General features: G+C 67.1%; 1 pseudogene. It reads right to left on the bottom strand.

Annotation, left to right across the window (positions count from 1 at the left end):
- A pseudogene (locus JUK32_RS28550) lies at positions 1-258 on the bottom strand (efflux RND transporter permease subunit); the annotation flags it as partial.

Here is a 258-nt window from a genome sequence, read left to right as displayed (position 1 = left end):
GGTCAAGGGCAGCGCCGCGCCCACCACCAGGGCCGACCGCCAGCCCATGGTCAGCAGCGTCACCCCCACCACCAGCGTTGCCCCCAACAGTAGGTTCACCAGCAGCGTGCTGATGCGCGTCTCCACGTAGCCGCTCTGGTCAAAAATCACCCCTAGGGCCATGCCGTCAGAGAGGCGATCGCGAAAGTCATCCAGCACGACCTGGGCGCTGGCCCCCCACTGGTCAATGCGCTGCCCCGACTGCATCATCGCCCCCAC

This window comes from Halomicronema sp. CCY15110 (assembly GCF_016888165.1).
Lineage (GTDB): Bacteria > Cyanobacteriota > Cyanobacteriia > Phormidesmidales > Phormidesmidaceae > Halomicronema.
Note: the sequence above shows the minus strand (reverse complement) of the source record. Positions and strands in the feature narration are given on the sequence as shown.